General features: G+C 58.2%; 18 protein-coding genes. 13 read left to right on the top strand and 5 right to left on the bottom strand.

The window, feature by feature from the left end; all coding sequences use genetic code 11:
- Positions 1 to 91: 91 nt before the first annotated feature.
- Genes VLM75_14285 through VLM75_14275 form a run of 3 tightly spaced genes read right to left on the bottom strand, consistent with a single transcriptional unit; the run spans position 92 to position 2,111 of the window.
- Positions 92 to 844, bottom strand: coding sequence for a thiamine pyrophosphate-dependent enzyme (locus tag VLM75_14285; protein HSV98086.1), 753 nt, complete (start codon positions 842 to 844; stop codon positions 92 to 94).
- Entirely contained in the window at positions 841 to 1,905 is a 1,065-nt protein-coding gene (locus tag VLM75_14280) for a 3-methyl-2-oxobutanoate dehydrogenase subunit VorB (protein ID HSV98085.1), read from the bottom strand. The genes VLM75_14285 and VLM75_14280 overlap by 4 nt, the downstream gene beginning before the upstream one ends.
- Positions 1,902 to 2,111, bottom strand: a complete 210-nt coding sequence (locus VLM75_14275) for a 4Fe-4S binding protein (GenBank protein ID HSV98084.1) — start codon at positions 2,109 to 2,111, stop codon at positions 1,902 to 1,904. Before VLM75_14275 ends, VLM75_14280 begins: the two co-directional genes overlap by 4 nt.
- Positions 2,112 to 2,466: 355 nt before the next feature.
- Between VLM75_14275 and VLM75_14270 the strand changes: the two genes are divergently transcribed.
- The 3 genes from VLM75_14270 to VLM75_14260 all read left to right on the top strand — a co-directional run bounded on the left by VLM75_14270 (position 2,467) and on the right by VLM75_14260 (position 6,001).
- Positions 2,467 to 2,832: a hypothetical protein gene (locus tag VLM75_14270; GenBank protein HSV98083.1), complete on the top strand. Its 366-nt coding sequence runs from the start codon at positions 2,467 to 2,469 to the stop codon at positions 2,830 to 2,832.
- Positions 2,833 to 2,966: 134 nt separating this feature from the next.
- A complete protein-coding gene (locus tag VLM75_14265; protein HSV98082.1) occupies positions 2,967 to 4,478 on the top strand; it encodes a pitrilysin family protein in 1,512 nt (503 codons plus the stop codon).
- On the top strand, positions 4,475 to 6,001 hold the full coding sequence (locus VLM75_14260; protein ID HSV98081.1) for a pitrilysin family protein: 1,527 nt from the start codon (positions 4,475 to 4,477) through the stop codon (positions 5,999 to 6,001). The genes VLM75_14265 and VLM75_14260 overlap by 4 nt, the downstream gene beginning before the upstream one ends.
- Before the next feature lies 1 nt (position 6,002).
- Here the strand turns inward: VLM75_14260 and VLM75_14255 are convergent, their stop codons facing one another.
- Positions 6,003 to 6,866 (bottom strand): hypothetical protein, encoded by an 864-nt coding sequence (locus tag VLM75_14255; protein HSV98080.1) that lies wholly within the window; start codon positions 6,864 to 6,866, stop codon positions 6,003 to 6,005.
- Positions 6,863 to 7,249 carry a PilZ domain-containing protein gene (locus tag VLM75_14250; protein HSV98079.1) on the bottom strand — a complete coding sequence of 129 codons (387 nt, stop codon included), beginning with the start codon at positions 7,247 to 7,249 and terminating at the stop codon, positions 6,863 to 6,865. Before VLM75_14250 ends, VLM75_14255 begins: the two co-directional genes overlap by 4 nt.
- A 239-nt stretch (positions 7,250 to 7,488) precedes the next feature.
- Here VLM75_14250 and VLM75_14245 point away from each other — a divergent pair, with 239 nt between their 5' ends.
- From VLM75_14245 to VLM75_14200, 10 genes are all read left to right on the top strand, one after another.
- A complete protein-coding gene (locus VLM75_14245) occupies positions 7,489 to 9,126 on the top strand; it encodes a CTP synthase (protein HSV98078.1) in 1,638 nt (545 codons plus the stop codon).
- A gap of 197 nt (positions 9,127 to 9,323) precedes the next feature.
- Positions 9,324 to 10,778 (top strand): RNA polymerase factor sigma-54, encoded by a 1,455-nt coding sequence (gene rpoN / locus VLM75_14240; GenBank protein HSV98077.1) that lies wholly within the window; start codon positions 9,324 to 9,326, stop codon positions 10,776 to 10,778.
- Entirely contained in the window at positions 10,775 to 11,578 is an 804-nt protein-coding gene (gene raiA, locus VLM75_14235) for a ribosome-associated translation inhibitor RaiA (GenBank protein ID HSV98076.1), read from the top strand. The genes rpoN and raiA overlap by 4 nt, the downstream gene beginning before the upstream one ends.
- A 15-nt stretch (positions 11,579 to 11,593) precedes the next feature.
- Positions 11,594 to 12,553, top strand: a complete 960-nt coding sequence (gene hprK / locus VLM75_14230) for an HPr(Ser) kinase/phosphatase (GenBank protein ID HSV98075.1) — start codon at positions 11,594 to 11,596, stop codon at positions 12,551 to 12,553.
- Complete coding sequence (locus tag VLM75_14225) at positions 12,546 to 12,809, top strand: HPr family phosphocarrier protein (GenBank protein HSV98074.1); 264 nt, start codon at positions 12,546 to 12,548, stop codon at positions 12,807 to 12,809. Before hprK ends, VLM75_14225 begins: the two co-directional genes overlap by 8 nt.
- A gap of 34 nt (positions 12,810 to 12,843) precedes the next feature.
- A complete protein-coding gene (locus tag VLM75_14220; GenBank protein ID HSV98073.1) occupies positions 12,844 to 13,473 on the top strand; it encodes a hypothetical protein in 630 nt (209 codons plus the stop codon).
- Positions 13,451 to 14,026: a hypothetical protein gene (locus tag VLM75_14215; GenBank protein ID HSV98072.1), complete on the top strand. Its 576-nt coding sequence runs from the start codon at positions 13,451 to 13,453 to the stop codon at positions 14,024 to 14,026. The genes VLM75_14220 and VLM75_14215 overlap by 23 nt, the downstream gene beginning before the upstream one ends.
- Positions 14,026 to 14,583 carry a DUF4390 domain-containing protein gene (locus tag VLM75_14210; GenBank protein ID HSV98071.1) on the top strand — a complete coding sequence of 186 codons (558 nt, stop codon included), beginning with the start codon at positions 14,026 to 14,028 and terminating at the stop codon, positions 14,581 to 14,583. Before VLM75_14215 ends, VLM75_14210 begins: the two co-directional genes overlap by 1 nt.
- A gap of 31 nt (positions 14,584 to 14,614) precedes the next feature.
- Positions 14,615 to 16,444, top strand: a complete 1,830-nt coding sequence (locus VLM75_14205) for an ATP-binding protein (protein ID HSV98070.1) — start codon at positions 14,615 to 14,617, stop codon at positions 16,442 to 16,444.
- Positions 16,422 to 17,786, top strand: a complete 1,365-nt coding sequence (locus tag VLM75_14200; protein ID HSV98069.1) for a sigma-54 dependent transcriptional regulator — start codon at positions 16,422 to 16,424, stop codon at positions 17,784 to 17,786. Before VLM75_14205 ends, VLM75_14200 begins: the two co-directional genes overlap by 23 nt.
- Positions 17,787 to 17,847: the final 61 nt, after the last annotated feature.

Genomic DNA, 17,847 nt, shown 5'->3' with positions numbered 1-17,847 from the left:
TCCGGCCATTTTCTCGGTTTGCCGCACGCAAGCCGGATGACTTTTTCGTATCCCGCGCCTGCCGGCTGAACCCGGCCCGGCGGGCGTATTGTTACAGAAAATCCTTCCCGGTGCGCTCCCTGAATACCCCGAGCGGGAAATAGGGGATCATCTCGCTCTCAATAGTCTTCAGGGCCTCGAGCGGCGATACGCGCCAGTTCGTGTTGCAGGTGGAAAGCATTTCCACCACCGAGAACCCCATTTCTTTTATCTGCATCTCGAAGGCCTTTACAATGGCCTTTTTCGCCTGCGTGACGTGTTTGGGAGAGTGGAGCGCCACCCTCGTCGAGTATGCCACCCCCTCGAGCGTCGCGAGCAGCTCGGCCATCCGTATCGGGTATCCCTCCGATTTGAAGTCGCGCCCGAAGGGGCTGGTTGTCGTGTGCTGTCCCAGCAGGGTGGTCGGCGCCATCTGCCCGCCCGTCATACCGTAGACCGCGTTGTTGACGAAGAACACGGTGATGTTCTCGCCGCGGTTGGCCGCGTGGATGATCTCCGAAGTGCCGATCGCCGCCATATCGCCGTCGCCCTGGTAGGCGAAGATGACCTTGTCCGGCTGGGCGCGTTTAACGCCCGTGGCGCACGCCGGGGCGCGGCCGTGCGGCGCCTCGAGCGCGTCGATGGGAAAATAGCGATAGAGGAATACGCAACACCCCACTCCGGGTATTCCGATCGTGCGGTCGGTAATGCCAAGCTCGTCCATCGCCTCGGCGATGAGCCGGTGGGCGATGCCGTGCGTGCAGCCCGGGCAGAAATGGGTGGGGGCGTTTGTGAGGCTGTCGGGCCGTTTGAATATAGCGTTCATCGCGGACCTCCCCCAAGCGCCGTTTTAATCTCGTTAAGCACGTCGTCGGGGAAGGGGAACCCTCCACCGGGCCTGCCGTAGAAGTGGATGGCGGCGTCCTTGTGCGCGGCGATCCGCACGTCGCGCACCATCTGGCCCGTGTTCATCTCGACCACAAGGACGTTTTTCACGCGGGCCGAGTGTTCATAAATTTCATTGACGGGGAAGGGGAAGAGCGTGATGGGTCGGATGAGGCCGACCTTCAGCCCCTCCTCGCGGGCGAGTCCGATGGCGGTCTTCGCCACACGCGACGGCGTGCCGAAAGCGACTATGATCAGCTCGGCGTCGTCGAGGTTCTTCATCTCGACCATCACCTCGTTATCCTGGATCTCGTCGTATTTTTTCTTTAAAAGGAGGTTGTGCTCTTCCTGCTCGTAGTCGCCAAGGTAAAGCGATTTGACCAGCCGCGGGTCCCTGCCTTTGCGGCCGGTGAGGGCCCACGGTTTTTCGGCAAGCTCGACCGGTTTTTCGGGAGTGAGGCGGCAGGGCTCCTGGAACTGTCCGATCATGGCGTCGGCGATGATCATCGTCGGGTTGCGGTATTTATCGGCAAGCTCGAAGGCCTTTATGGTCAGGTCGAACATCTCCTGTACCGAACCGGGGGCAAGCACGATGTTGCGGTAATCGCCGTGGCCGCCGCCGTGCACGGCCTGGTTGTAGTCTCCCTGGGTCGGGGCGATACCGCCCAGTCCCGGCCCGCACCGCATGATGTTGACGATGACCGCCGGCAGCTCGGACCCCGCAAGATAGGAGAGGCCCTCCTGCATGAGAGAAATACCGGGCCCGGAGGACGAGGTCATGGTCCGCCTGCCCGATGCGGAGGCGCCCATCACCATGTTGATTGAGGCGATCTCGCTTTCGGCCTGAACGAACGTCCCGCCTATTTTGGGGAGGTTCTGCGCGAGGTATTCGGGAATGTCGCTTTGCGGTGTGATGGGGTAGCCGAAATATAAAAGGCATCCCGCCTGTATGGAGCCTTCTGCAAGGGCGATGTTGCCCTTGGTAAGTTTCTTTTCAGTCATTTGAACACCTCTATCGCCGTATCGGGGCACATGACGGCGCAGGTTTTGCAGCCGGTGCAGCGCTCGCGCTCTTCTTCCATGAATTCGGCGGGAAAGTAGCCGGTCCGGTTGTGCTCCTGGGAGATCTTTATTACGGTGCGCGGACAGAATTCGATGCAGAAATAACATCCCTTGCACCGGTCATGATCGATCACTATGTGTGCCATTACGGACCCCGTCCTCCCGGGCAGTTCGCCTGAAGTGCTGAAGCATGATTTGTTTTTTAGAGTACAATTAAGCGCGGGCGCGGGGAGGTGTCAATAAAAAACGCCCCGCGGAGGGCTTTTTTCAATTTTTATAGTAAAGTCCAGGCCTCGCGGCGCACGCGCCGCGGGGCATCTTTATGAATTGACGGCAGGGTCCTTTCGGGGTTAAGGTTATGCTGTGGTTGCGGCGCACCCCTTGCCGATGATTAATTCGGGAGCGGGGTTACGGCGGGTTGCGATGTAACCGTCGGACGTTTCGAGGCCCTTATATACGTGACGGCCGCGCGGCCGTCGCATAGCGTGAAGAGGTGGATGGATGGACGCCAGTGAACGGGTATCGCTCATTCGAAAAGGAAACGAATGCTTCAACAGCGGCGATATAAAACAGGCGGTGGAGCTTTTCGTCAGGACGAAATACCGCGACGGCCTTACCCGCGTCGGCGATTACTATTTCTACGAAAAGAGGCAGCCTCTCCTGGCGGTGAAGTTTTACCGCCTGGCCGGGGTTACGTCGAAGGTCGAGGAGATCCAGGCGCGTATGGTCATGGCCCTGTCGCAATGGCTCGGCGGCGGCGAGTCGAAACGCCCGGCGCCGCGCGTGGAGCTTCCGCCGCTGAAGGTGTCGCCGAAGCTCCGGATACTCGCGGAGGAGATACTGCGGAGGGAAGAGGGCGGTGCCTGATCCGCCGGTAAACGCATCGGGCTTTTATGCAACCGGCGGCCGTAAAGGTTTTGTCCCCGCAGGCGGGGAATATTCGGGCATCGCCGGGCTTCACTGCGATCCAGTTGGACATATTCAAAGATAAGGAGCGACAGATGGCGGGTGGGATCAGGCGTGTGCTGTGCCTTTGCGCGATACTGTTTCTTTTGCCGCAGGCGTCTTCGTATGGAGAGCCGGCCTCCGGCTTCGACTTTCTGAAAAAAAACGTCCAAACGAGGACCCTTGGGAACGGCATCAACGTGATTGCGCTCAACCGCGGTTATTCTCCCACGCTCGCGCTCATCATATCGTTTCGCGTGGGATCGGTTGATGAAAGCTACCGGACCGCCGGCGCCGCGCACATGCTCGAGCACATGCTCTTCAAAGGCACCGATGTCATCGGCACGAAGGATTATAAAAAAGAGAAAAAGCTCCTGGTCGAGATCGAGGCCATAGGCGAGGCCCTTGACGGCCTGCGAATATCGAACCCCGGCGACCGGCGCATTCCGATTCTGGAAAAAAAGCTCGGGAAGCTTGAGGGTGACCACGCGAAATTCGTGGTGAGTTCCCCCTATGACCGCATATACAGCGAGATCGGCGGCGTGGGTTTCAACGCGTCAACCTCGCGCGACATGACATCCTATTTCATAGAAGTGCCTTCAGAGAAGCTTGAACTGTGGGCGCAGACGGAATCCGAGCGCCTTAGAAATCCGGTGCTGAGAGAGTATTATAAGGAGCGCAACACCGTCGTCGAGGAGCGCCTAATGCGGTATGACTCGAAGGGGCTGGAGGGCCTGGTCGAGCGTTTCATCGCGGCCGCGTTCATTGCGCATCCATACCGCCATCCGATAATCGGCTGGGAGTCCGGAATACGGAGCATGTCGATCAAGGACGTACGTGATTTTTTCAGGACGCACTATATCCCCTCCCGCATGACGATAACCGTGGTTGGGCGCCAGGAGCCCGATAAAACATTCGCCGTAATCGAAAAGTATTTCGGACGGATCAGGGCGGTCGGGGAGCCCTCGCCGATCAAAACGCGCGAGCCGGCGACGGCCGGCGAACGGCGCCTGGAGTATTATTTCGACGCCAATCCATACGTCCTGATAGGCTGGCAGAAGCCGACGTTTCCCTCGGAGGTCGATTTCACATGCGATGTTATCGCGGGGATCCTCGCCGACGGCAAGACCTCGCGTTTGTACCGGTCGCTCGTGCTCGAGAAGCGGATAGCCGTTTCGGTCGACGCGTGGAACGCCTTCCCCGGCATACGCTATGACAATCTCTTCGTCATCGCCGCGGCGCCGCGCGCCCCGCACACCCCGCAGGAGGTCGAGGCCGCCATCTACGAGGAGATCGGGAAGCTGGCCGCGGAAGTGGGCCGCGAGGAAATCGAAAAAGTCATAAACCGGAATGAATCGTCGACGGTGCTGGACTTCCAGTCGAACAAGGGAATCGCCCGCACGCTGAATCACTACCAGACGATACTGGGAGACTGGACGTACCTCCTGCGCCATCTTGACGAGATCAGACTCGTTACGCCCGAACGCGTCAGGCGGACGATCGATGAGTACTTCACCAGGGAGAACAGGACGGTGGGCGTGTTATTAAACAAAAAGGACAGGAAATGACCTCCGAATATACCGCAAAAAGACCGGGCCGCCACGCGCGTGCGCGCTTCGTTGTGCCGGCCGCACTCATGCTGTTGGGAATGCCGTTCGCGTCGCTCGGCGACGCGGCGCAGAAATCCGCCCTGCCGGGGAAACCGCGGAAACCCGTTAAACAGGCCGAGACGCGAAAGACGGAGATCCCCGCTCCTTCCATCGCGGAACGGGAGATGAAACCCGCCGAATTGTCGCTGCCCCCGGTGGAGGAGTATGAGCTTCTGAACGGTATGAGGGTATTCTATATACGGGACGAATTGCCGCAGTTTTCCATTGTCGCAATCGCGGGATTCGGCAAGCTCTACGAGGGCAGGCTGAATGCGGGCATTTCCGACCTGCTCGCGAGAGCTTTGACCCTGGGTGGATCGAAGCGCTATCCCGGCGACCGACTGCATGAAGCTGTGGAAAGAGTGGGCGGACGCATTGCGATAAGCGCCTCATGGGAGACCGTGAACATTACCATCCGCGTGCTCGAGCGCCACGCGGACCTGGCGCTCGATATAATGGCCGACCTTCTGGCCGATCCTGAGCTCGATGAGCGTTCGATAGCCGACGCCAGGGCGATGATGGTGGAGGAGATCAGGCGAAAAAAGGACAGCCCGTCGACCCTCGCCATAGAGAAGGTGCGGGAAATCATTTTCGACGGGGTGGGGTACGGTTCGGTCCCGAGCGAGCAGTCGGTTAATTCGATCAGCCAGGCCGAACTGAGGACCGCGTTCAACAATCACTTCCGCGCCGGGAACATGGCCGTCGGGGCCGTCGGCGCGATCGAGGCGGTCGCCGCTCGCGGGCGTATCGAGAAAGCGCTGTCGGGGGTCGCGCGTGGCGCGCGCGTGGCGTACCGGTTCGACGCGGAAAAGGCGGCCGCGGCCGTGCGCGCGGGCGCGAAGAAGATATACTTTATCGAGCGGCCCGTGCCTCAGGCGACCATCGTCATCGGCACGCTGGCGCCCCCCGTGGCCGACCCGGACTCGCATTCGCTCGGTGTAATGAACTTCATCCTCGGCGAGGGCTCGTTCAATTCGCGGCTGGTGCGGGAGATCAGGGTGGACCGCGGGCTTTCTTATGCGGTGCAGTCGGTGCTGCGGCAGCGGAAGGAGACGGGGGTCTTTCTGGCGTTTGCCCAGACCAATACCGCGCAGTCGCCGCTTACGCTGCGGCTGATACTCGAGAACATGGAAAAGATGGCCACCTCGCCGGTCACCCCCGACGAGCTCGTATGGGCCCGGCAATCGCTGATAAACAGCTATATCTTCGAATTCGAGACGCCGCTTGACGTGCTCGAAAAATACATGACGGTGTATCACATGGGCCTTCCTATTTCTTATATCACCGACTACCAGCGGAATGTCGCGGGTGTCGGCGCTGACGCGGTTCTGAAAAGCGGTAAAAAGCTCTTCGAACAGGGCTCCGTGCGGCTGGTTCTGGGAGAGGGGTCGCTGAAAAAGGAACTGGCCAAATTCGGCGAGGTGGTCGTCGTCCGGCCCTGAGTCAGAAGTTCTCGGGATTGCCGATGAATTCCTCGAGCCTGCTTGTGTCCCGGAGTATGGCGGTTATCTCGCGGAGGGTGTTCTGTATCGAGGTCATGGCGTCCTGGAACTGCTGCTTTTCGGCAAAGGTGAGGTGTTTCACGCTCTCGACGTCCTTCTCGCTGAGAAAAAACTCGAGGTCCCGCACCGCCTTAAGGAGCGATCGGTAGAGGTGCCTGATCGATCCGTGCATTTCCGTGAAGAAGATGAAGCGCGTCCTCCTGCCGTCGTCTCCCAGCGCCTCGAAGATATCCCTTCCTGCCGTGTCGAGCTTGGACTGGTAGTACGACAGCGAGCGGGGATAGTTCGTGAGCTCGCGATGGTTGTCGATGACCTTCTCGATCCTTCGGATGCCGTCGATGTCCATGTTTCTGAAAATTCCGGCCAGGGTCGAGGCGTCCATGCGCTCGGTCTCGGGAATCACCTTGGAATTCTTGATGTTCATCATTATCCCGCTCAGGCGGTCCCTGTGCGTCCTCATCATTTCGAGGCAGTGGTTGATAAAGGTCGTCGGGTCGAACACCGCCTCGCCCGATTCGTCGAACCCCTCGTCGTTATCCAGTGACTGGGGGACTCCCGAGGCGGTCGTCCGCCCCTCGTTTCTGGTCATATACTTCTGCTGGGCCATGCGCTGCTGATAATACGGCGCCGTCTTCGCCGGGGTACGGATGATCTTGATGATTTCGATCTTCCTGGTCTCCCGGTTGTAGCGCAGTCCGAACATGTTGCCCTGGCTGTCGATATACCGCTTGTTGAGGTCATAGACGGTGGCCCGGGAGGGGTCCACCTCGGCGATATCGTTGACTCGAATGAATTGCGTCTTCATGACTTTTTAAGGACGGATTCGTCGATCTCCTCGATGAGTTCCGCAAACTGTATCGCGATATACGCGTCTTCCTTAACCTTCACGGCGGCGTATTTCTGCGTGATCTCGGAGGGATTGTTCTTTAAAAGGCCGGTCCGGATAATCGTCCCGGGCACCTCGTATTTCGATTTTTTCGTCCGGAAGCGGAGCCTGACAGGCATGTTGACGGCGACCCGCGTGTCGGTGACGATGAAGGCGCCGCCGCGGCCGAGGTCGAGCATGTGGCCTTTGCACTTGACGGGGACGGTAGTGCTGATATCGATCTCGTCGGGATTCCCTTCAAAATAATCGAAGTCTATCTTTTCGAAACACTGGTGACGTTTGTATTCCCTCTTTTCACTCATTGAGCGCACCTTCCCGAAGCGGCGGTAGTTTGTCGTGATCGGCTTATGTATAGTGTCCGCCGGACTGAATGTCAAGCCTTGTTTTTGGATACCGTCCTTTTCCCCGGCAGGGGCCGGCCCGCCGTGTCATGTAACATCCATGTAAAATAATCGCCGAATGGGACGTGTGTGCGAATAGGAATTGCCCGTGATTCATAGATGGCATGATATGTATAATCCCAACTGACAGGTTCCTTCCAATGACAGGTAAAAAAACTCGTTTCGTATTTGTAACCGGGGGTGTGTGTTCCTCCCTGGGAAAGGGCATATCAACCGCCTCGCTCGGCCTTCTGCTGGAAGGGCACGGCTTCAGGGTTTCGGCGGTCAAGATGGATCCCTACATCAACATCGATCCCGGAACCATGAGCCCGTTTCAGCACGGAGAGGTATATGTGACCGAAGATGGCGCCGAAACCGACCTCGACCTGGGCTATTATGAGCGCTTCACCAGCGCCCATCTCTCGCGTAGAAATTCGGTCTCGACCGGTCAGATTTATTTTACGGTGATCGAGCGCGAACGCCGCGGCGATTACCTCGGGCGTACAGTGCAGGTCATCCCCCACATCACCGACGAAATCAAGAGGCGGATCTACGACGTGGCCTTCGAGGAGGATCTCGATTTCCTGCTTGTCGAGATCGGCGGCACGGTGGGAGACATCGAATCGATCCCGTTTCTCGAGGCGATCAGGCAGATTCGCCAGGAGCTTACCCCCAGGAGGGTGCTGAACGCGCACCTCACGCTCATCCCGACCATAACCGTTGCGGGCGAGGCGAAGACAAAACCGACACAGCATTCGGTGAAAGAGCTCATGGAGCTCGGAATCATCCCCGACATCCTCCTCTGCCGCACGAACAGGATTCTCACCGACGAGATGAGAAGCAAGATCGCGCTCTTCTGCAACGTCTCCGAGCGCAACGTCATCTCGGCTGTCGACATTAAAAGCTCGATCTACGAGATCCCGTACATGCTCCACGCCAACGGTTACGATGAAATCGTGCTCGAGCACTTCGGCCTGGAAAACAGCCGGATAGATATCGGCGCGTGGGACAGGTTCTACCGTTCGCTCACCAATCCGCGGTGCACGGTAAGGATCGCGGTTGTTGGAAAGTACATCTCCCTTCAGGATGCCTACCGGTCGGTCTACGAGGCGCTCCTGCACGGTGCGGTGGCGAACGAGGCGGAGCTCGAAATAACCCGAATCGATTCCGAAGACATCGAAAAGGACCACAGGGACGGCCTCTCTTCACTTTTCGAGGGGATCGACGGCATCCTGGTGCCGGGAGGGTTCGGAAACCGCGGCATTGAAGGGAAGGTCATGGCGATCGGACATGCGCGTACGAACGGGATCCCGCTTTTCGGCATATGCCTGGGGCTCCAGTGCGCGGTGATCGAGTACGGCCGCAACGTCTGCGGCCTCGGGAAGGCCAACTCGACGGAATTCGACCAGGGTACGCCGCATCCGGTGATATCGTTGCAGGAAGAGCAGGAGATCATCGACAAGATGGGCGGTACCATGCGCCTCGGCGCATACCTCTGCGACTTCAGGGAAGGGAGCGTCATCCGGCGGATTTACGGTACGGTGTCGGCGATGGAACGGCACCGCCACAGGTTCGAATTCACGCTGAAGTACCGCGAGCTGTTCGAGAAGAACGGCATGATCGCAAGCGGCATCCATCCGAAAAACAATCTTGTCGAGACCGTGGAGATCCCCGCGCATCCCTGGTTCATCTGCACCCAGTACCATCCAGAGTTCAAATCCAAACCAACCGCGCCGCATCCCCTGTTCAGGGACTTTATACGCGCGGCGATCGAACGGGGCAAACGCCGCTGCCGGTAATGGTGCGGCGTGGCCGACCTCCAGGCCCCTCCTCTCGCTTTCCGCCGGTTTCCCCGCCGACCGGACCCGCAGTCCCGGCCTCCGCTCCGCGGCGGGTTTAGGGAAATAATTATTGCCTTGCCGCGTCTACCGGAATAGTATTGATTATACCGGGGTTTGGTCCCGGCTGATCCAGAGAGATACCGTTCACGGAGCATATGGCTGTTTCGATTAAAATCGGCTTGCAGCAGACGCAGCGCCTGGCGCTCACCCAGTCGCAGCTTCAGTCCATCGAGCTTCTGCAGCTTTCCTCCATCGAGCTGGTGGAAGCGGTATCGAAAGAGCTCCTCGAGAACCCGGTGCTCGAGGAGGAATACTCCACGGCCGTGCCGCCGTCGGCAAACGGGGATGGGGCGGCCGCGGACGGTGTGAGCAGGGAGCTCTCGGGTGATGAGTCCATTTTCGCCCGCCGCGAGGAAAAAAGCCTCAGTTACCATGACGAGGGCGACAGCGGATACGTGCCCGGACACGGCGACGAGGACCGTGCGCGTTCATACATCGAAAACGCCGTCGCCCAGGAAGAGACGCTGAAGGAGCACCTGCTGGCACAGGCGCTCATGGTGTCCCGCGATGAACGTGAGTTCGCCCTCTTCGAGGCGATCATCACCTCCATCGACGAACGGGGCCTTCTGGTCGCGGATATCGACGAGATTGCGGAGAGCCAGGGTGTGGGCCCCGGGCCGGTTCGCGAGGCCATCCGCACGATCGGCGCGTTCGATCCGCCGGGCTGCGCGGCCTCATCGATGAAGGAGAGCCTTCTCTTTCAGGCGGAATCCCGGTATCCGGACGACCGGGTGCTTCACGCCATCCTGCGCGATCATTTCGCCGAACTCGAACGGCTTGACTACGGTAAAATCGCGCGCGCCCTTTCGATTACCAGCGACGAAATCGTGGAGAAGACCCGGCTAATCCATACGCTGACGCCGTTTCCGGGCAGACAGTTCGCGGCAAAGGACGTCCGTTACATCGTCCCCGACGCGGAGGTCCGGTACGTGGACGGTGAAATTCTCATCACAGTCAACGATGATTACATCCCGCCCGTCCGCATCAACCGGTATTATGTGGACATGATGAAGAAAAAAAACATTGATAAAAACCTGAGGGAGTTTATCAAGGACAGGGTACAGTCCGCCCGCTCCCTGTTGCGGAGCATTTCGAGCCGCCGCGACACCATCGCACGGGTGGTGGCGGTCGTCATGCAGCGGCAGGTCGAATTTCTCCTCAAGGGGCCGGGAAACCTGAGGCCGCTCACTCACACGGAGGTGGCCGACGAGCTCGGGCTCCACGAATCGACGGTAAGCAGGACCACCAGCAACAAGTTCGTCCAGACACCATGGGGTGTGTTCGAGCTGAAATACTTTTTCGCGTCCAGGCTGCGGTCGGGCGATCCGGATGATTATTCATCCAATATGATCATAAATATGGTGAAAGAGATCATCGCAGGGGAAGACGCCTCCAGACCGCTTAACGACGACGAAATACTCGCACTGCTCGGAAAGCGGGGCATACGGCTGGCGCGACGGACTATCGCGAAATACAGGGGTATTCTGCATATACCCCCTTCGAATAAACGCAAAAAACTCAATATGCTCAGGAGCGAGGGAAAAGCATGAACATAACGATTACCGGGAGAAATTTCGAAGTGACTTCGGATGTGCGCGAATACTCCGAGAAGCGGATTAAAAAAATCGAGAAGTACTTCAACCAGCTTATCGAGGTGCTCGTCGTCATGAATGTGCAGAAGCTGGACTATGTCGTCGATATCCTGGTGAACGGTGACGGCGTTCAGTTCTACGCCATCCAGAAGGCGGGGGACATGTATTCGTCGATAGACCTGATCATCGACAAGATGGAGAAGCAGATATCGAGGTACAAGGACCGGCAGAGCGACCACAAGGCCGTGTCCTTCGAAATGGTCGAAAAAATCGACCTTGAAAACCGGGGAATCGATCTGCACCTGTACCAGGTGAGCAACAAACCGAAGACCGAGGTGGAGGCCTTCCTCGAAATGAAGCTCGAGAACAGGGAGTTCATTCTTTTCAAAAAGGGGGTCGTCGACGTGAAAAGCGATCTCGATTATGTTAGCAAGAATTACGCGGTTATTTACAAGATCGGTGATGGGTATATAATGGTGGAGGTCCCCTTCGCGCAGATACAGGAGGCGCGTTTCGACCCGAAAAGCTTCATCGAGTGTGATCTCGATATCCAGAGCGAATCACCCGCCAGGCCGAAGGTCAAGTTCAAACCGAAAGACCGCTGCACGAACATCGAGGCGATTTCGCTCGCAGACGCGCTGCAGAAACTTTCGGTCGACGGCCGCGAGTTCCTGCCGTTTTTTAATGTCGAAACCAAATCGCTCAACGTAGTGTATAGAAAGGGCCGGAGATTCGAGGTGATGGTCCCCGCGTTCTGAGGATACGACCGATACATGCACGCTAAAAAGATATACGTCAGGGACCTGCGCGACGCCGACAGCAAGATCGATTTGCAGATGGAGCTGGTCGCGGGAAGGGATGGGCTGGGGAAAGAGATTACAGTCGGCGATATAAACCGTCCGGGGCTGGGCCTCGCGGGTTTTTTCGATTTTTTCGCCTACGACCGGATACAGATATTCGGGCTGGGCGAGACCGCCTTCATGCGCAGGCTCTCGATCGAACAAAAGACGGAGGTTTTCGAAAAGTTCTTTTCTTTCGACGTTTTATGCTGTGTCTTTACCCATAACGAACTTCCCGAGGAGATGTTCGTCGGGTTCGCCAACCGTTTCAAGGTTCCGACCTTCGTGACCAGGCACCGCACGACGCGGTTCATCAGCCTTCTTACGCACGTTGTGGAGGAATTTTTCTCGCCGCTGGTTATAATGCACGGCACGCTGGTCGACGTGTTCGGGGTCGGCGTTCTCCTGATGGGCAAGAGCGGGGTGGGGAAGAGCGAAACGGCCCTGGAGCTCATCGAGCGCGGCCACCGGCTGGTCGCCGACGACATGGTCGAGGTCAGGAAGATAGACGAGTCGTTGATTATGGGGAGCGGCTCGGAGATCATACGGCACCATATGGAGATACGCGGGCTGGGCATCATCAACGTGCGGGACATTTTCGGGATACGGTCGATCCGTCACCGCAAACGCATCGAGATGGTCGTCCTCCTGGAGGAGTGGACCGAGGGTCGGGAATACGACCGCCTCGGCATAGACGAAAAGCACTACACGATACTCGATCTGGACGTTCCGTTCATAACCGTGCCGGTGCGGCCCGGGAGGAACATACCGATCATTATCGAGACCGCCGCGTTGAACCAGCGCCTTAAAAAGATGGGCGTGTTCTCGGCGCGCGAGCTCGACGGCAGAATTCAAAACTGGATGAGGATGGAGGGCGAACGTTCCGATGATTGAGCGCGAGGTTCTGGTGAGAAGCGATGCGGGCGTTCATGCCCGCCCCGCCATGATGTTTGTGCGCGAGGCGATGAAATATCCATGCGAGGTTTTTCTCATTAAAGACAACATGGAGGCGAACGGTAAATCCATAATGTCGGTGCTGGGGCTTGCCATCACCTCGGGATCGCGGCTTATCATCCGCGCCCGGGGGGAGAACGAGGAGAGCGCCGTCGCGAAGCTCGCGTCCCTTGTCGAAAACGATTTTAAAAATTAAGGCGATGGAAAAGGAAACGCTTTTGAAATATCGCATGACGATGCCATTACTTGCCCGCCGCCCGCTGTCGAGAAGGACGGCGGTGGTCGTTATGGTGGCTCTGCTCCTTGTCGGAGGGACCGCGGGCGCTGCGGCCGCCCAGGCGAAGGCCCCGGCGAAGGTTCCGGCAAAGGCCGCACAGCAAAGGAGCGGACTTTACGAGGAGATCGATTACAATAATGTCTTTTTCTTAAAGAAACGGGACCCGATCTTCGCCGGCATGCTCTCATGGTACGTTCCGGGCCTGGGGCAGTTTTACTCGGCCGAGTACGTCAAGGGCACGGTTTTTCTCGTCACCGAGTATTCAATCGTTATCGGCGCGCTGTTCTATTTTCTAAATTTCGATTTCTCGGCCGGAGGCGGGTCGGGACTGAGCCTGAAGGTTGACGCCAGGAGGACCGATCTGGGCGTGGTGGAGACCTCCAGGCGAAACGTGTTCATCGGCCTGATGGCGGCCGCGGGATTGCTTCACCTGTACAACGTATCTGACGCGGTATTGTCGGCGCGCGATTTTAATCAGAGCCTTGACAGGCGAAGGCAGCAGATGAGGGAAAAATATCCTGAAATTAATTTCGATTATGAACGGGGGCAAGGGGTTTCCATTGGAATACGGAAAAGGCTGTAAATGTGTATGTACGGCGGCATGCTCGGCCGTTCTCGTATTTCTCCTCGCATCCGCGGGCGTGTCGCATGCGGCGGAACGCCCGGGGCCGGCGGATAAGAACGCCGCCGTGCTCGGGGACGGCGGTTTTTTCATCGACGAGCCCGACAGAAAGGACCCCTTTATAGCGGGCGTGCTTTCGTGGGTGTGGCCCGGCCTCGGGCAGTTCTACACACAGGATTACGGCGCGGGATCGCTCTTTCTGCTCGCTGACCTTGTGCAGAAGGGACTCCTGATCTACGGGGCGCTCTATTACTCGGACAAATATTCGTCCTCGGACAATGAAGTGGCGCGATGGCAGGACATGCAGCGGCGGGACCAGACAATTATCATCGGTTACGTCTTCTCCGTGCTGTTCCTCAAGGTGTACTGTGTCGTGGACGCGGTATACTCGGCGGAGCGCTACAACCGGGATGTGTATTTTCCCTACTGGAAGGCCCAGAACAGGGCGCGATTTTCCCTTGATATAAGACAGGACGGCGTGAACGTCGCGGTCATAAAATCCCTGCAGTTTTGATGAAAACAATGGTGAACATACTGCGCCTCGCCGCGTTCCTCGCCGCGTTCTTTCCGGCGGTGCTTTTCGCCGCCAAGCTGAATTTCGGGCCCGTGTACATGGTCGGCGACGGGGCGCAGGTGAACCTGTCGGTGTATTCCTATCAGCGGCATGACCTCATAGAGGCCATGAAACGCGGGATGGAAATAAAGATAATCTACGAGATACAGGTACGCCGTGTTACCGGCGGAATACTCGCCTGGGACAAGACCGTGTATTCCAGGACCATAACCCGAAAGGTGAAGTTCGATTTCTGGGGGAAGGCGTTCCAGGTGATGGAAGGCAAAAAGAGCACCGTGTTCCAGAGTGAAAACGCGATGCTCGATTATTTCTTCTCGCTGAGGGACTATGATCTCCGGGGCCTCGGGCTGATGGGAAAGGAGGCCTACGCCATGCGCGCGAAGGCCGAGCTCAAATCGGTCGAGCTCTATTTTCCGATGAATCTGATATTCAAATACCTTGTGGGCTTCTGGGATTTCGATACGGGATGGGTAAACGGGCCGCCGGTGGGTTACTGACGCGGCCGGAAAGCGGGGAGCGATGGAGCGAATGCAATCTTCCGCCGCACTGAATCTGAGGAAGATCCGGGAAATCATCTACGAGAGACTGCGCGCGCACGATGTCGTCTTTCTGATCGGCATTTTCGTGTTCTCCGCCGTCCTGGTCCTCGGCCTTTTTCCGTCGGTCGACACCCAGGGAGAGGCGGCACGGAGCTTTTTTTTCTACTCGATGATGATGGTCCCGGTTGTGGCCGCGGTGTATTTCATCATCATTTCCTTCCGGCGGAAGCTTTCGTCGGGACCCTCCGAGGCCTTTTTCAGCATACGTTTCAAGATCGCGCTCGCCTTCGTGTTCGTCGCCATTCTGCCGTCGCTTCCGATCATACTCGTTTCGAACAACATAATCGGCCACACCATAAGCGAGCTCATAGCCGAGAAGACGGCTCTTGCCCTCGAGGAGTCGGTCGAAATGGCGAAGGCCTCCATCGCCGAAGAATACGCGGGGGTAGAGAGGGAGCTCGATTCGCTCGATTTCGCCCTTGGGAGGGGGATCATGTCGCCGGCGACCCCGTTCGGCAGGGACACGATGGTTTCACTCCTCGCCTCGCGGGGCTACGGCGCGGCCTTTTTCCGCCCGGGAGCGACGGTTCCGGTCGCGATCGACCCTCTCCCGGGGGCGGCGTACGCCGACGGAATCGCGAAATTTCTGGATGTGGTGAAACCTCGGCGCGGTACGGCGGTCTATGCCATATCGATCGGAGAGGACTCGATTGCGCTCGGCACCTTCTTCCCCGGAGATTACCTGGTGGCGGTTTTCAGGGTGATGCCCAAGCAGCTTTTCATTCAAAGCGCGCTCTTCGAGGAGTCGCTCGGAACATACCGGCAGAAGGAGTACCTGAAGCCCTATTTCCAGACCGGGGTGGGGATATTCATGCTGCTGATCGCTTTTCTCATCGTCGTCGTCTCGGTGGTGGTGAGCCTGCTCCTCTCGGCCAACATTACCAGGCCGGTGCTGGAGCTCGAAGAAGCGGCGGGAAAAGTGGCCGCGGGAGATTTCGCCGTGCGCCTCGAGCGCGATTCGCCGGACGAGCTGGCGCTTTTATTCGATTCGTTCAACAAGATGATACGGCAGCTCGAGGCCAGCAGAAAGGCCCAGTTTCATGCGCAGAAGCTCGAAGCGTGGAGGGACGTGGCGCGCAAGCTGGTGCACGAGATCAAGAACCCGCTGACGCCGATACGGCTCTCGGCCGAGCGAATCCAGCGGCGCTACCGCGAATCGCATCCCGATATCGGGAGCATCATCCTGACCGGAACGGACACGATCATAGAGGAGGTGAACGTACTCATGGAGCTGCTCGGGGAATTCTCGCGCTTCGCCAGGTTGCCCGAGATGAAACCGGAGACGGTTGACCTCAACCCGATCATCGAGAGCTGTGTCAATTTATTTCACGGGCACGAAAGGGTGTCGTTTCACCTCGAACTGGATCAGAGCCTGCCGAGGATCACCCTGGACAGGTCGCTGCTGCGGCAGGCGCTCACCAATATCATCCAGAACTCGATCGACGCGGTTGGCGATCAGGGGAATATATTCATTAAAACAGAGCTGCTGATTCAGGCGGACTCCCGGGCGGTCCTGATACGGATGCGCGACGACGGCTTAGGCATTAATGAGGAGGACCTCGACAGAATATTCGAGCCCACCTTTTCGAAAAAGCCGCACGGAACGGGCCTGGGGCTCACCATCGTCGAGAAGATCATTCTGGAGCATCGCGGCAGTATCACCTGCCGTTCGAAGCCGGGCGAGGGAACGGAGTTCACCATTGAACTTCCAATTAAGGTGGCGGGTGCGGAACCGGATGGCGACAATACTGGTAGTTGACGACGAGAGCAACATCATAAAGACGATGACGGGCATCCTCCAGGACGAGGGGCATGTAGTCCATTCGAGTAAGGACGGGAAGGGGGCGCTCGAATTCCTGAACAAAAACGATGCCGACCTTGTCTTCCTCGACGTGTGGCTGCCCGACATAGACGGGATCGAAGTGCTGGGGCGGATCAAGCGGATGAATACCGATGCCGCGGTCATCATGATCTCGGGGCACGGCTCGATCGATATCGCGGTGAAATCCACCAAGATGGGGGCCTTCGATTTCCTCGAAAAACCCCCCTCCATGGAGCGTGTTCTGACGACCCTGGCCAACGCGCTCGAACAGCTCCGCCTGCGGAGGGAGAACATCAAGCTTCGCCGTGAGGTAATGCTGGAAGACGAAATGATCGGCGAATCCCCGCAAATGGGGGAGATACGCCGCGTCATCGAGACCGCCGCGGCCACAAACGCGCGCGTCTTGATAACCGGGGACAACGGAACCGGCAAGGAACTGGTAGCCCGGGCGATCTTCCGCGGATCGAAACGTTCGGACAAACCCTTCATAAAGGTGAACTGCGCCGCGATCCCCGACGAGCTCATCGAGAGCGAGCTCTTCGGCCATGAAAAGGGATCGTTTACCGGGGCGATGGGCCGCAGGCTGGGGAAGTTCGAGTTGGCGAACTCCGGCACCATCTTCCTCGACGAGATCTGCGACATGAGCGCGAGCGCGCAGGCGAAGGTGCTGCGTGTCTTGCAGGAGCAGCAGTTCGAGCGGGTGGGCGGAAGCGAGACCCTGACGGTGGACGTGCGCGTCATCTCGGCCACGAATATCGACGTGCAGAAGGCAATCGAGGAGGGGCGCTTCAGGGAGGACCTCTTTTACCGCCTGAACGTCATCCCCGTACGGGTGCCGCCGCTTTCCGAAAGGCGGGAGGATATTCCCCTTCTGGTCCGGTATTTTTTCGACCGTTTCCTTAAAGAGCACGGCCTGGGCACCAAGGAAATCTCCGAAGGCGGGATGCGCTTTCTCGCCGAGCATTCCTGGCCCGGGAATATACGGGAGCTGAAGAACGTTGTCGAGCGCGTTTCGATCATGGTCCAGAAGGAGATCATTGACGAGGATGACATCAGGAAGAACCTGGAACTCCGCCCGGGCAGGGAACAGGTCGTCGCCGGGGACATCTCACCCCTGAAATCGGCGCGCGAGGACTTCGAGCGCACGCATATTATACGCGCTCTCGTCGCAAACGATAAAAACGTGACGCTGACCGCGAAAGATCTTGGCATAGAGCGGACGAATCTGCACCGAAAGATCAAGCAACTCGGCATCGACCTGGACAATCTGGGGTCCTGACGGGCCGCCCGTCATTTTGCTCTTGACAGGCGGCGCGCGGGGGCGCGCATATGGACCCGGC

This window comes from Spirochaetota bacterium (assembly GCA_035477215.1).
Taxonomy (GTDB): domain Bacteria; phylum Spirochaetota; class UBA4802; order UBA4802; family UBA5368; genus MVZN01.
Note: the sequence above shows the minus strand (reverse complement) of the source record. Positions and strands in the feature narration are given on the sequence as shown.

Bases quoted from the DNA above. Each gene is read 5' to 3' on its own strand.
- VLM75_14285 (HSV98086.1), bottom strand. From the start codon at position 844: ATGAACGCTATATTCAAACGGCCCGACAGCCTCACAAACGCCCCCACC.
- VLM75_14280 (HSV98085.1), bottom strand. From the start codon at position 1,905: ATGACTGAAAAGAAACTTACCAAGGGCAACATCGCCCTTGCAGAAGGC.
- VLM75_14275 (HSV98084.1), bottom strand. From the start codon at position 2,111: ATGGCACACATAGTGATCGATCATGACCGGTGCAAGGGATGTTATTTC.
- VLM75_14270 (HSV98083.1), top strand. From the start codon at position 2,467: ATGGACGCCAGTGAACGGGTATCGCTCATTCGAAAAGGAAACGAATGC.
- VLM75_14265 (HSV98082.1), top strand. From the start codon at position 2,967: ATGGCGGGTGGGATCAGGCGTGTGCTGTGCCTTTGCGCGATACTGTTT.
- VLM75_14260 (HSV98081.1), top strand. From the start codon at position 4,475: ATGACCTCCGAATATACCGCAAAAAGACCGGGCCGCCACGCGCGTGCG.
- VLM75_14255 (HSV98080.1), bottom strand. From the start codon at position 6,866: ATGAAGACGCAATTCATTCGAGTCAACGATATCGCCGAGGTGGACCCC.
- VLM75_14250 (HSV98079.1), bottom strand. From the start codon at position 7,249: ATGAGTGAAAAGAGGGAATACAAACGTCACCAGTGTTTCGAAAAGATA.
- VLM75_14245 (HSV98078.1), top strand. From the start codon at position 7,489: ATGACAGGTAAAAAAACTCGTTTCGTATTTGTAACCGGGGGTGTGTGT.
- rpoN (HSV98077.1), top strand. From the start codon at position 9,324: ATGGCTGTTTCGATTAAAATCGGCTTGCAGCAGACGCAGCGCCTGGCG.
- raiA (HSV98076.1), top strand. From the start codon at position 10,775: ATGAACATAACGATTACCGGGAGAAATTTCGAAGTGACTTCGGATGTG.
- hprK (HSV98075.1), top strand. From the start codon at position 11,594: ATGCACGCTAAAAAGATATACGTCAGGGACCTGCGCGACGCCGACAGC.
- VLM75_14225 (HSV98074.1), top strand. From the start codon at position 12,546: ATGATTGAGCGCGAGGTTCTGGTGAGAAGCGATGCGGGCGTTCATGCC.
- VLM75_14220 (HSV98073.1), top strand. From the start codon at position 12,844: ATGACGATGCCATTACTTGCCCGCCGCCCGCTGTCGAGAAGGACGGCG.
- VLM75_14210 (HSV98071.1), top strand. From the start codon at position 14,026: ATGAAAACAATGGTGAACATACTGCGCCTCGCCGCGTTCCTCGCCGCG.
- VLM75_14205 (HSV98070.1), top strand. From the start codon at position 14,615: ATGCAATCTTCCGCCGCACTGAATCTGAGGAAGATCCGGGAAATCATC.
- VLM75_14200 (HSV98069.1), top strand. From the start codon at position 16,422: ATGGCGACAATACTGGTAGTTGACGACGAGAGCAACATCATAAAGACG.